10 protein-coding genes are annotated in these 13776 nt (G+C 47.1%); 7 read left to right on the top strand and 3 right to left on the bottom strand.

Features of this window, described 5'->3' with window-relative positions; genetic code table 11:
- Nucleotides 1–86: 86 nt before the first annotated feature.
- Nucleotides 87–1094, bottom strand: coding sequence for a PhoH family protein (locus ABW391_RS01395; protein ID WP_353480019.1), 1008 nt, complete (start codon nt 1092–1094; stop codon nt 87–89).
- Between the two features lie 197 nt (nt 1095–1291).
- On the opposite strand from ABW391_RS01395, the gene ABW391_RS01390 reads away from it, so the two are divergent.
- The 7 genes from ABW391_RS01390 to ABW391_RS01360 all read left to right on the top strand — a co-directional run bounded on the left by ABW391_RS01390 (nt 1292) and on the right by ABW391_RS01360 (nt 9920).
- Nucleotides 1292–2062 carry an SAM hydrolase/SAM-dependent halogenase family protein gene (locus tag ABW391_RS01390; RefSeq protein ID WP_353480018.1) on the top strand — a complete coding sequence of 257 codons (771 nt, stop codon included), beginning with the start codon at nt 1292–1294 and terminating at the stop codon, nt 2060–2062.
- Between the two features lie 4 nt (nt 2063–2066).
- Nucleotides 2067–2369, top strand: a complete 303-nt coding sequence (locus ABW391_RS01385) for a putative quinol monooxygenase (RefSeq protein ID WP_353480017.1) — start codon at nt 2067–2069, stop codon at nt 2367–2369.
- Between the two features lie 20 nt (nt 2370–2389).
- Complete coding sequence (gene aroB / locus ABW391_RS01380) at nt 2390–3454, top strand: 3-dehydroquinate synthase (protein ID WP_353480016.1); 1065 nt, start codon at nt 2390–2392, stop codon at nt 3452–3454.
- An 80-nt stretch (nt 3455–3534) separates the two neighbouring features.
- Entirely contained in the window at nt 3535–6099 is a 2565-nt protein-coding gene (locus ABW391_RS01375; protein ID WP_353480015.1) for a transglycosylase domain-containing protein, read from the top strand.
- Between the two features lie 34 nt (nt 6100–6133).
- Nucleotides 6134–8161 (top strand): HEAT repeat domain-containing protein, encoded by a 2028-nt coding sequence (locus ABW391_RS01370; RefSeq protein ID WP_353480014.1) that lies wholly within the window; start codon nt 6134–6136, stop codon nt 8159–8161.
- A 62-nt stretch (nt 8162–8223) separates the two neighbouring features.
- A complete protein-coding gene (gene gcvT, locus ABW391_RS01365) occupies nt 8224–9357 on the top strand; it encodes a glycine cleavage system aminomethyltransferase GcvT (protein ID WP_353480013.1) in 1134 nt (377 codons plus the stop codon).
- Nucleotides 9358–9419: 62 nt separating this feature from the next.
- The gene (locus tag ABW391_RS01360) at nt 9420–9920 is read left to right on the top strand and encodes a GbsR/MarR family transcriptional regulator (RefSeq protein WP_353480012.1); all 501 of its coding nucleotides are present in this window, start codon (nt 9420–9422) and stop codon (nt 9918–9920) included.
- A gap of 70 nt (nt 9921–9990) precedes the next feature.
- Here the strand turns inward: ABW391_RS01360 and ABW391_RS01355 are convergent, their stop codons facing one another.
- Both ABW391_RS01355 and ABW391_RS01350 read right to left on the bottom strand, forming a co-directional pair.
- Nucleotides 9991–10956, bottom strand: coding sequence for a D-2-hydroxyacid dehydrogenase (locus ABW391_RS01355; RefSeq protein WP_353480011.1), 966 nt, complete (start codon nt 10954–10956; stop codon nt 9991–9993).
- Nucleotides 10957–11131: 175 nt separating this feature from the next.
- Nucleotides 11132–13771: a c-type cytochrome gene (locus ABW391_RS01350; protein ID WP_353480010.1), complete on the bottom strand. Its 2640-nt coding sequence runs from the start codon at nt 13769–13771 to the stop codon at nt 11132–11134.
- Between the last annotated feature and the right edge of the window lie 5 nt (nt 13772–13776).

Below are 13776 nucleotides of genomic sequence, written 5' to 3'. Positions count from 1 at the left end.
TCCTGTGTAGCAAGCCACGTAGGGCTTGTTACATGAGGCAAGCCACGTAGGGCTTGTTACATGAGGCAAGCCACGTAGGGCTTACCCTACTCTTCTTCAAATGTCCCGTTTTCTTTTGCTTCTTTTTCTGCTCTGGCCCGCAATGCTTTATCCGATTTCTCGTAAGCATTGATGATTTCCTTGACCAGGCGGTGTCGTACCACGTCATCCGAGTTGAGTTCTACTTCAGCGATGCCATCCACATGACGCAACAGGTGCAAAGCGCGGTACAAGCCAGATTTTTGATTATATGGCAAGTCAATTTGCGACAAGTCACCGGTGATGATACACTGCGCGCTGGGCCCCAAGCGGGTCAAAAACATTTTGAGCTGCAGCGTAGAACAGTTTTGTGCTTCGTCCAGAATGATGAAGGCATTGTCCAGCGTCCGCCCACGCATAAAGGCCAAGGGAGCAATCTCGATGATGCGATTGGCCATGAACTGCGCCAGTTTATCCGGAGCAATCATGTCATCCAATGCATCGTAAAGAGGCCGCAAGTAAGGATCGATTTTTTCCTTCAAGTCACCAGGTAAAAAGCCCAGGTTTTCCCCCGCTTCGACCGCAGGTCGAGTCAGGATGATTTTTTTGACCTTACGGTTTTTGAGTGCCCGCACCGCCAATGCCACAGCGGTATAGGTTTTACCTGTACCCGCAGGACCAACGGCAAAAACGATGTCGTTCGTTTCGCTGGCTTCCACCAATCTACGCTGGTTTTTGGTTTTGGCCTTAATGGGTTTACCCTCGCGGGTATACAAAATGGTGCGGTTGTTGTCAGATTCCGGAAGGCGTGTTTCCCAGAGGTTTTCGCCCAACAGCAAATCTTCTACAGTTTGAGTGGTGAGTTCATGTTGCTCTTTGAGCAGCTTGACCATCGCTTCAAACTTTGCCTTAGCGGCTTGTGTGTACTTCTTTTCGCCGGCAAGCTTCAGATTACTACCCCGCGAGGTAATGGTAATTTCTGGAAAAGCCTTGCGTAAGAGGTTTAATTTTACGTTGTTCTCTCCGAAAAGTTCCAGAGGATCAACGCCTTCAATGGTTAAGATAATTTCGCTCAATAGTCCCTCCGTCGTTTTTATTTATGAGCAAAAATGGGTTTGAAAATCAAATGATATACAAGCAAAGGCTTGAAACGATAATTTTGTTCCAAGCTTTACCTGATTCTTGGGTAAAATTAAGATTTTAGCGCCGTTCAACGCAACTCGTTTGCGGATAAAATCTCGTTTGTGGATAAAAAAAGAAAAACTTACTGGGAATGGGCATCGTGACATTGACCACCGACTTTGGATTACAGGATTATTACGCAGCTCTGGTCAAGGGAGCCTTACTGTGCGCCAAGCCTGATTTGCAGATTATCGATGTTTCGCACCACATCAACAATTACGATATCGTTCAGGCCGCTTTCATCTTGCGCAACACCTGGAAAAACTTTCCGAGTGGCACCATTCACCTCATCGGGGTAAATGACCTGGCTAGCGCGGAGCAACGTTTTTTGGGGCTGGCTCATGCTGGGCATTTTTTCATAGCGCCCGACAATGGCTTGTTCGCACTGCTTTTTGATCAGTTGGATGAACCTGTATTTTCATTGACCGTGCCCTCCGAAAGCGCTTTTCCCATCAAAGACGTCTTTGCTCAAACGGTTTGGCACCTGATGCAAGGTCAAAGCTTTGATCAATTTGCGGAGCCCGTTTTGGATATGGTACAACGCATCACCTTTCAACCGGTGATCAGTCCCAACCGGATTAGGGGGGCCGTAATTTACATCGACCAATACGAAAATGCAATTTCCAACATCAACAAAGAGCTGTTTGAGCGGGTGGGTAAAAATCGGTCTTTCGAGCTTTATTTCAAGCGCCATGACCCGATTCTCAAACTGAGTCGCAATTACTACGATGTCGCGGTAGGAGAAAGTTTGTGTTTGATCAATTCTGCGGATTACCTGGAGTTGGCCATCAATATGGGCAAAGCCAGTAGCATGTTAGGACTCAAATTGGAAGATACCATTCAAATCGACTTTAAAGGATAGCCTTATGCTCAAACGCATGGTAAAAATGACCTTTCAGGAAGAGCGCATTGCCGATTTTTTGGCCATTTTTGAAAGCAGTAAAATTCTGATTCGACAATTTCCGGGATGTCAACACCTGGAACTCTTATGCCTGGAAGGGCAGCCCGAGGTCATGTTTACCTTTAGCATTTGGGAAAGCCCTGAGGCGTTGGATGAATACCGACATTCGGAGCTTTTTAAAAGCACCTGGAGTAAAACCAAGCTGCTGTTTGCAGGAAAACCAGAGGCCTGGAGCATGAATTTAATCGCAACAACCGGCAATTATTAACTTCTTACGAAAATTTCACGATGCAAACCATAGCACTCAGTGACTACACCATATATGTAGGGCCAATTGAAACAGGATGGCAGGAATTCCTGACCCGAAAAAAATACACTCAAATTCTGGTCATCGCCGATGAGAATACCCAAACCCATTGCTTGCCCCTCTTAATCAGGGCATTGAATGGACAAGCGTTTGATTTGATCCATATTCCTGCCGGAGAGCAACACAAACACATTGGTACTTGCCAGCACATTTGGCAACAAATGCTAAATGTAGGCTTAGATCGCCAGGCACTGGTGATCAATCTTGGTGGTGGGGTAATTGGGGATATGGGCGGTTTTTGCGCCAGCACTTATAAACGAGGTGTTGATTTTGTGCAAGTGCCTACTACCCTACTCTCGCAAGTCGACGCTTCCATTGGCGGCAAATTGGGCATCGATTTTGGCATGGTCAAAAACAGCATTGGTGTTTTTTGCAATCCCAAAGCCGTCTTCATCGATCCTGCTTTTTTGACCACCCTTTCTACCCGCGAGTTGCGGAGTGGATTTGCCGAAATCATCAAACACGGTTTGATTCAGGATGCAGCGCAGTGGGCTACGATTAAAGGCATTAGCCAATTGGATACCGTTGATTGGCCAAAATTGATTGTTCCCTCTTTGCTCATCAAAAAGCACGTGGTGGAGGTCGATCCGTTTGAAAGAGGGCTGCGCAAAGCGTTGAATTTTGGCCATACCATTGGTCACGCTGTAGAAAGCTTCGCCCTTGAAACCTCAGAACCGCTGCTGCACGGCGAAGCCATTGCCATTGGGATGGTTTGCGAAGCCTGGTTGTCGCAGCAGCAAGGCTTCCTCAGTACAGCAGATTTGGAGGAAATCAGTGCCTTTTTTATCCAGATTTATGGCCACGAAGTACTCGACGAGGCCAATTTTGCAGCCTACCTTCACTTAATGGGCAATGACAAGAAAAACGAAGGAAAAAAGATCAATTTTTCCTTGATTGGCGCTCCCGGCCAGGTACACATCAACTGTTCTGCTGATGCAGATACAATTTTCGCAAGTTTGCGTTATTACCAGCAGCTGGCAGGTTGAACATTGGATAAAATAATTTGTATCTTTGGCTCCAACAAGAACCCTTGGAGCCAATCTATTGTGGTGAAAGTCATAAATCTATGCGCACAATTATCAATTATCTTTTTAGCGGAGCAAAGCACCCTACCCATCTCAACATTGTGAAATGGATGTGGCGCATTACGTTGTATGGTTTGCTCTTTGGATTGTTGTTTTTTGTGTTCCTGTGTTTTACCGATTTGCCTTCATTGAAGGAATTGGAAAACCCACGCAGCGAAGAAGCATCCGAAGTGATTGGAGACACTGGTGAAACCATCGGTGTTTATGCCAAAGAAAACCGCATCCCCATTACTTACGATTCGCTTTCTCCCTATTTGGTGCAAGCGCTGATTGCCACCGAAGACAAGCGTTTTTACGAGCATGCGGGTATCGACTTTGAAGCACTGGGGAGGGTTTTGGTCAAAACTGTCCTTCTGCGAGACCGCAGTTCGGGGGGAGCCAGTACAATTACCCAGCAATTGGCCAAATTGTTGTTTACCGTTAAGCCGGGTTCTGGTTTGTCACGGGTAATGCAAAAATTCAAAGAATGGATCATCGCTGTTCGCCTGGAACGCAAGTACACCAAGGAAGAGATTCTGACCATGTACCTCAACAAGGCCGAATTTGTCAACAATGCCTATGGCATCAAAGCAGCGGCAGATACTTATTTTAGCAAAACGCCAAAAACTCTGGAACTACAAGAGGCCGCCATGCTGATTGGAATGCTCCAAAATCCGGCATATTTCAACCCTTTGCGACGGCCTGAATTATGCAAAAAACGTCGGGAAATTGTTTTGAGTCAAATGGTAAAAAATGGAGCCCTGACCGAAACCCGATACAATGATGCCAGGGTTACGGAGTTGGCCATTCAGTTTAGGCGTTCTTCCCACATTGATGGCATCGCAACCTATTTTCGCGAAGAATTGCGTCAAGACCTAAAAACCATCCTGAACAGTAAGGAATGCGCCAAACGCCCCGATGGTACGCCTTATGATTTGTACCGGGATGGCCTCAAGATATACACGACCATTGATCCAGAGATACAACGCCTGGCCGAAAGGGCAATGATCAAGCACATGTCCAGCTTACAGAAAGCCTTCTGGAATGAATGGCGTGGCAAAGACCCCTGGACATACAAAAGTTCTGCGGACAACAACATCCCAGGAGTAGCAACCCGTCAGGCAGCCCTCGACCACAGTGTTCGGGCTACTGACCGCTATCAGGTATTGCGCGATCTTTACCTGGGTGACATCACTCGCCAAATCGAAGCGGAAGTATTTGGCAAAACAGTATTCAGCGAAGACGATCGGGAAATTGATCGCATGGAAAAAGAAAATGCGGCACCTGGGTACCTCGAAAAACTAGTCGAACAAAAAATCATTGGCGTTCCGTTGGCAGCACTGTACCGCAAGATCATGAACCATCCTGCTTTTCCGGAGCTGCTCAACCAATGGAGGCGCCTGCAAGCAGTGGTGACACGGGATTTCCGTCGCCCGGTCAGGATGCGGGTATTCACTTATGAACCAGGTCGCAATTTTGAAAAAGACACCTTCATGTCGCCCCTTGACTCGATCAAATACCACCGGATGTTTTTGCAGACGGGAATTTTGGCAGTTGACCCCAACAGTGGTTACGTCAAGGCTTGGGTAGGTGGCATCAACTCCAAATACTTCCAATACGACCACATTCGCATCAGTCGGCAGGTGGGGTCTACATTCAAGCCTTTCGTATATGCTTCGGCGATAGCCCTAAATGGATTATCACCCTGCTACTTGGCATACGATGTGCCGCAAACGATTGAACCCGGAGAAGGCAATTTCAATTTGTATTCCCGCTGGACACCCCGCAACTTCAACAATGAATATTCCGGGCGTTTGATCAACCTGAAGGAAGGCTTGCGCAAATCCAAAAACTCGGTATCGGTCAATCTGATAAAACTCTTGCGCAGTACCGATCCAGTGCGTACGCTCGTACATGCCATGGGCATCGACAGCAGTACGCGCTATCCTAATGGTCAGTACCGCGTCCCCAAAAGTCCGGCAATTTGCCTAGGTGCTGCCGATTTGAGCGTCATGGAAATGACGGGTGCTTTTTCCACCTTTGCCAACAATGGTCTTTTTGTACGTCCTACTACGGTTTTGCGCATCGAAGACAAAATGGGTAAAGTTATTTACGAATCTGAAGTTCGGGAGGAACAAGCCATTCAGCCCGCTCCCAATTACGCGATGGTGGAATTGCTGCGCTATGCAGCCAATATCAATGGCATTAAAAGTGATGTAGGCGGCAAAACCGGAACGACCAATGATTTCGTGGATGGCTGGTTTATGGGCATGACCCCCAATTTGGTAGTGGGCACCTGGGTTGGTGGCGAAGACCGTTGGATCCATTTCCGATCTTCGACTTATGGACAAGGCGCAAAAATGGCCAAGCCATTTTTTGTGGAATTCATCAGGCAATTGGAAAGTGCCAAAGGAATTAATTTTGATTTCAACAAGCGGTTTTATCGCCCCCCCGGAGACCTAAAGATCACCCTGGATTGCAGTCAATATACCCAAGGAGGCTTGAACTTGACCCCAGAAAGCACCGGAACGGGTAAAGAGGATCAATTCGGTGATGAAATCAATTGAGAAATTAGCTTTGGAGCGCAAAAATAACCTTCGAATGAAGTTGTACACTCGCATTGGTCAGTTGGCCATTTTTGGATTATGCCTTTGGGGACTTACCAATTGTATTCCTCCTGAAGAAAAAAAAGCTTCATCCATTGTCCGGACAAATATTTTTGCTGATGATATTGCTCAGGAAATCTATCAACTGCAAGATCAACGCAATACAGACAGCTTACTGGTCTTTTTAAAAGACGCTGATCCCTCTTATCGCTATGCAGCAGCGATGGCTTTTGCCTCTATCAAAGACAGCACTGTTGTTGAGCAATTGGGCGAATTACTCAAAGATGAATCTCCTGATGTGCGTTTTGCGGTAGCTTACGCGTTGGGACAAACCCGCTGTACCGCAGCCGAAGCTATTCTGCTTAGTGGATTTGACCGCTTCGACAGTACTGGCACTTCCATGAAGGTAAATGCCGCCATACTGGAAGCAGTGGGCAAATGTGGGTCTAAAAAATCGCTTCAACAAATGAGTGCGGTCAGCACTTACAAGCCTGGGGATTCCATTTTACAAGAAGGACTTGCCTGGGGGATTTATCGTTTTGGCCTTCGGGGCATTACTGATAGCAGTGCCACCAAACGTATGGTAGAAATGCTGATCAACAATCAGTATTCTCCCCGTGTTCATTACATTTCTGCGTATTTCCTGTCCCGAGCTGCGGTACAACTCGATACATTTGCTGCTCAGTTGGCTCCTTTGGCACCCAAAGAAAAAAATCCTTTTGTACGGATGGCCATGGCCAGCAGTTTGGGCAAAACCACCAAGCCTTACGTCGTTGATACCCTAGTACATTGGTTTCCCAAGGAACCCGATTACCGCGTACGCATTAACATTGTACAGGCTTTGGGCAAATTGGATTACAAACGCACCCGCGCAGCGTTGTTTAACGCACTCCGCGATCCGAATGCCCATGTGGCCAATACAGCCGCCAAAACGCTGGCGACTTATGGACAAGGTCGGGACGCTACTTTCTATTGGAAGCTTGCCAAAGATTCAACCTTGATCTGGTCGGTACAAGCCAACCTCTATGCGGCTGCTCAACGATTTTTGCCTCCTTTGTACGCTGATTACCGCGAAATGATGAATTTTCAGTGCCGCCGTCGGTATGAGCGCAGCCAAACGCCAGAAGAAAGAGCTGCATTTCTGGATGCATTGGGGGAGTTCGGTTGGAATTACCGTTATATTCAGCAGCAGGCTGTTGCGGTTAAAAGCCCCGTCGTACGCAGTGCTGCCTGGAATGGTTTGAAAAAAATTGCATCCCGTCCAGACTTTGAGCGCTTCTTTGGCCTTGGTTGGCGAAAAGCCGGCAAAGAATTGTCCATTTATTTCCAACAAGCTTTGCTAAGCAAAGATGCAGGTATCATGGCCATTGCAGCAGAAGCACTGCGCGTACCTCAACGCAAGTTTGGGCAATACTTTGCTCAGGTTGGTTTTTTGGATACAGTTCTTACCAACTTGAAAATGCCCAGAGATATAGAAACCTATGGAGAAATTCTAAAAACCCGCAGTTTTCTGAAGGGAGAACCTGCACCAGTCATTCCCAAAACCGAACCCAAAAAGCACCCCATCAACTGGGAAACCCTGGCCAGTCTGCGCGAACGCCCAGTGGCCATCATCAATACGACAAAGGGCACCATTCGGATTCAATTGTTGCCTGAGTTGGCACCTGGCTCCGTTGCGATGTTTGTAGAGCAAGCGCGCAAAGGGTATTATGAAAACAAAACCTTCCATCGGGTAGTCCCCAATTTCGTTGCGCAAGGAGGTTGTCCTCGAGGCGATGGCTACGGAAGTCTGGATTTTACACTGCGCACTGAAGTACCTGCTCCAGTGCGGTACGACAATGAAGGGATGGTGGGATTGGCCTCCGCAGGTCTGGATACCGAGAGTGTGCAATTTTTCATCACCCATTCCCCTGCTCCTCATCTTGATGGAAATTACACTATCTTCGCTACAGTAATTGATGGCATGAGTGTTGTAAACGATTTGCAAATCGGTGATGTCATCAAAAAAATCAGCATTCAATAACGGCATTGACCTAACCAAGTTGGCAATTGGCCCTCTTGCTATTGCCATTCAATAACCCAAACATGAAAAACACACCACTCACTGAAAAACATATTGCATTGGGGGCCAAGATGGCGCCATTCGCAGGTTACAATATGCCCATTTCCTATACGGGTATCCAAGACGAACACCAAACCGTTCGCAACGGGGTTGGGGTTTTCGACGTCTCGCACATGGGGGAGTTTATCGTACGTGGAAAACAAGCACTGGAGTTGATTCAGCACATTACTTCTAATGATGCTTCTAAACTTGGGGTTGGCCAAGCTCAATATTCTTCTTTGCCCAATGATAATGGCGGACTCATTGACGATTTGCTGGTGTATCGCCTGCCTGAAGACAACTGTGCTGACGGTGAGCGGGCATATATGTTGGTAGTCAATGCTTCCAATATCGAAAAGGACTGGAATTGGGTCAATGCACACCTGGAGCCAACCGCAGAGTTCATCCGTGGATTTGACACCAAGGTTATCAACATCTCAGATCAAACGGCATTGATTGCCGTACAAGGACCCAAAGCCCTGCAAACCCTGCAACCGCTTACAGGTATTGACTTGTCGCGGATTAAATACTACAATTTTGTCAAAGGAAAATTTGCTGGTTTCGACAATATACTGGTCTCTGCAACCGGTTATACAGGAGCAGGTGGGTTTGAATTGTATGTAGAAAGCAGTCAAGCTGCTGAAATTTGGGATGCCGTTTTTGAAGCGGGCAAGCACTGTGACATTGCGCCAATTGGCCTAGGAGCACGCGATACCTTGCGCTTAGAAATGGGATTCTGTTTGTATGGCAACGACATCGACGATACTACCTCGCCAATGGAAGCAGGATTGGGCTGGATCACCAAGCTCGCCAAGCCCAGTTTTATCGGAAAAAGTATTTTTGAAGCTCAAAAAAACGAAGGGGTCAGCCGGAAATTGGTTGGATTTATTTTGGAGGATCGGCGTATCCCGCGTCACGATTATGAAATCCTGGATGCTCAAGGACAGAATATTGGAAAGGTAACTTCAGGGTCGCAGTCGCCTACATTGAACAAACCTATTGGTATGGGTTATGTAAAAACGGAGTTTGCGGCACCCGGAACAGAGATTTACATTTCCATTGGTGGGAAAAACTTGCCTGCAACAGTAGTAAAAACGCCATTTTTGCAACAATCCTAAACAATAGTATCCTTTTTTACATTTAGTATTTACTTTCAGGAAATTTTGAAACTATTGAACAAATGAACCTGCCCGAAGGAAAGGATAAATTTTTGCAATCTTGGGGAGCTTTTGGCTCTAGCTGGGGTGTCAACCGTACCATGGCTCAAATCCACGCCTTACTGATGATCGCCCCTCAGGCCCTCAGTGCCGACGACATCATGGATGAACTAAAAATTTCTCGCGGCAATGCCAACATGAACTTGCGGGCGCTAATTGATTGGGGATTGGTGTTCAAAGAGCTTAAAGCTGGCGAACGCAAAGAATTTTTTGTGGCAGAGAAAGACATGTGGACGGTGGTCAAAAACATCATCATTCAACGCAAAAAGAAAGAACTGGAACCCATGCTGAAGGTACTGGACGAACTCTCAAGTGTTGAAAACAATACCCCTGAAGCAGAGGAATTCGTGAGGATGATCAAAGAGATTAAATTGTTTTCCAGCAAAGCAGATTCTACGCTGGATACTTTGGTAAAAGCGGATTCCAACTGGTTTGTTGGTACCTTTATGAAAATGATCAAGTAGAGACGCGATGAATCGCGTCTCTACTTCGAATTCGTATCATCAAGACGCGGTGAATCGCGCTTCACGGTTGTTATTTGTCGTCTCCGAAGAAGGCCAAAATACGATCTGCCAATTCCAGACCAATATTTGCTTGAGCCTCAAGCGTAGATGCACCAATATGCGGTGTCAAGGAAATATTTGGATGCGTCAAAATTTCTGGGCGCGGAGAAGGTTCGAAGTCGAACACATCCAATCCGGCGCCAGCTACTTTACCACTGGCCAAAGCTTCCAACAGAGCCTCTTCATCCACTGTGCCACCACGAGAAGTATTGATCAGGGTAACGCCTTTCTTCATTTTGTCGAATTGAGCTTTACCAATGATCGGAGTGCCACCACTAAATGGAACGTGCAGGGTAATGAAATCTGACTTAGCCAACAATTCATCCATGTCCACTGTAGGAACACTTACCGCCATGGTGATGTATTCGCTGTTGTAAGGTTTGATGTCGATACGAGCTTCTTCGATCATTGGATCAACCGCAAGTACGTTCATACCCAATCCAATTCCGATGCGTGCTACCTCCTGACCAATCCGGCCAAAGCCAAGAATACCCAAGGTACGGCCACGCAATTGGATACCGTCAGAGAATTTCTTTTTCAGTTTGTCGTACTCCGTACCGCCGCTTACTGGCATGGCCCGGTTGGATCCGTGCAGAAAGCGTGCCAAGCTAAACATGTGTGCGAAAGCCAATTCTGCTACCGCTTGAGAAGACGCAGCTGGGGTATTGAATACAGTGATCCCCTTGGAGCGGGCATAGTCCGTATCAATATTGTCCAAGCCAACTCCACCACGTGCTATGATTTTGAGGTTGGTACCTGCATCAATAACTTCCTTCGTGACTTTGGTTGCACTGCGTACGATCAGTACATCGTACTGACCAATTACCCCAGGTAAATCTGCTTGTGGGATTCGGGTAGTGTCTACCTCATAACCCGCTTCTTCAAGTAGTGTTTGACCGTCTGGGCTGATGCCATCATTGGCAAGGATCTTGATCATTATGATAGGATTTTTCAAAAAATTTGACCCCAATTTTGAAATTCTCCGCAAAGAAAAGGATTTTTTTTGAAAGCGTGGTTAATAAGTACGGGATGAGTTGAAAATGAACGTGCAAAAGTAAAGCTTTGGAAGCTATACATTCATACTGAACCATCACAGAGGAAATAAGAAAGTCCTACTCCTTTCTGAAAACCCCACTTCCCTCATCACCACCAGTCTTCAAGTACGCCACCAAATCCTTCAATTCCTCTTTATTCAAGGGGTTGATCAAGCCGGGGAGCATCAAGGAGACGGTAGAATAATTTTTGGAAACCACATCCATCTTCTTGACTTTGACCAAAAAATCAGGCGCATAGGGGTTTTGTGAAACGTAGTAGAATTTACCGTCCTGATTGGCAATTTTACCCACCAGGCTTTTGCCGTTTTTGAGCTGAAATTGAGTAGCGGCGTACTGATCCGAGATGGTTTTATTCGGATCAATGATCGCTTCCATGATGTCTTTGGTGCTGAATCGGGTGCCAATTTGAGTCAAATCGGGGCCGATGTTGCCGCCTTCGCCCTTCATGGCATGGCACTTCGCACAGGTGGTGGCTACAAACATCGCCTTGCCCCGCTTGAAATCCCTTTGGGTAAGCTCGGCGGTAAAAATAGTGTCCATGTCTTTCAGTTTGTAGTTTTTGCCAGGGCCTTTGGGGTAATCCGCTTCGGCCAGATCATTGCCGGATACAGTTAATAAGTCGCCCCCGGAAAGTTTATCGTAGTACTCTTTCTTACTGGCAGGCACGTTGGCCAACGCAATTTTCCGGGCTTTGTCGATAAATCCGACGTAGCTGTTGCCGCCTCGGTACGCAAAGGCTTTTTTGTACCAGGCAAAATATTGCGCCCTCATCTCATCAGTCCAACCAACTTTGGCTTTGGCCAGCATCATGGCCAGGTACGTCTGTTGCGCGTCAGGCCTTTTCTCCAACATCTTGGCAATGTCGAGGCCGTATTGGGGGTTGCGCAAAATCAGGTCTTCAGAACTTGTAGCAAGTCCTTCGCTGAGGCTGAGTTGCTCTTTTTTCTCCATCAAAGCCAGGGTTTTAGGCAAAACCGAGGGGGCTTCCAGAAAAACGAGCAAACGGCAATACGCTTTGTTGAATTCATCGGAATTGCTGGGGTAGCGGGCATCCAATAAGGCAGTAATTTGGTTTTTCAGCGCAGTCTCGGGCATTCCCATTCGGGTGAATACCAATTCATACGCCCGCAAGACGTCAAATTGACGGCCAGAAGGAAGCTTACTGAAATTAATCCCGTTTAAGGCCTTCAAAATGGCCGTTTTATCCCCTTCTGTACCACAACGTGCCAAGGCAATCATCGCCTGGGTAAGCGCCACTGGGTTGGTTTCGGCCAAGGCTTTGGCCTTCCAGGAACTGAGCGGTTGATGCTCAACTGCAATTCGTGCAGCATAGCGAATGTCTCGATCGGGGTGTCCTAGGTAACTCCAAACTGCTTCGATTGCCTCTGCATTTCCCAGAGTATGATAAGTCTCTATTTTTCGGCGCAACTTATTTTCCTCCGTCAGTGTGGTCATTTCAGCGCTGGATGTAGGTTCAGTGCCATTGTAATACACGCGGTACAAATCCGACTCAAGCCTGCGGCCTCCGGTTAAAAAATACAATGCCCCATCTGGGCCAATGGCGCCATCGGTCAAGGGCAGTGGTACTCCTGATAAAAATTCCTCACGGGTAGCAGTGTAAGTAGAACCACTAGGCTTGAGCTGAATGGCATGGATGATGCCAAAACTCCAATCAAATGCCAGCAGGGTTTGTTTGTATTTAGCAGGGAATTTGGCTTCCTTGGCGTACAACAGGTTAGTCGGCGATCCTTGGCCGATGTTGATGACGGGGGGCAAATTGTCGGGATAATTGGCAAACCATTTGCCATCGCCTGTTCTCCAGCCAAATTCAGAGCCGCTGGTGGCGTGGCAAATCCGGGTAGGGCGGTACCAGGGCAAACCAAAGTCCCATTCCATATCTGCATCGTATACAAAGAGGTCGCCTACATCATTGAAAGCCAGATCAAATGGGTTGCGGTAACCTGCTGAAATCAGCTCCCATTTTGTACCTTCTGGGTTGACATTGGCTACCCAGCCTCCAGGTTCTTTGCGGTCGTTGGCGTGTCCGCGTGGGTCTTTGATTTCAGGAAAAAGGTTGTCGTACTTCCAGGTTGCGGGCAGCTTATAAGCGTCCATTTGAGGCAAGTCGGTGTAGTTGCCACAAATCACGTACAGCGATTTTTTACCCGGAGAAAGTTTAATGCTGTGTGGGCCGTGTTCGCCCTCCCCTACCAAGGCTTTCAGCAGCGTCAACTTGTCGAATTGGTCATCGCCGTCAGTGTCTTGCAGTCGGTAAAAGCCCGATCCTTTGGGTAGATTTTTACCAGAGCGGTTATTGACCATCACATACAGGCTATTGAAGGCATACAACAAACCGTGAGCAGCCCCGAAGTTGAGGGTATCGTTTTCGAGCTTTATTTTCTCGATTTTGGGTGTCAAGTCTTTTGAACCGATAGCAGGTATTTCAAGCCGATAAATGCCGCCGTATTGATCCGAGGCCAGCATTCGGCCTTTGTCATCAAAACACATCGATACCCAGGAGCCTTGCTGGCTTTCCGATGGGCTGTAAATGTGCTCCGCTACAAAATCTGTGGGCAGTTTTAGGTTGTTGATTTTTATTTCAGCTGGAGAAAGAGGCTGAAAAAATCGATAGGAACCCGCGCCCAACAATATCAAGGGCAACCACAGGTAGAAACTTACTTTTGCTAAACGGTTCATAGCTT

It is taken from the genome of Haliscomenobacter sp., assembly GCF_040403615.1.
In the GTDB taxonomy this organism is placed as follows: Bacteria; Bacteroidota; Bacteroidia; order Chitinophagales; family Saprospiraceae; genus Haliscomenobacter.
This window is presented reverse-complemented; position numbering and strand designations above follow the sequence as displayed.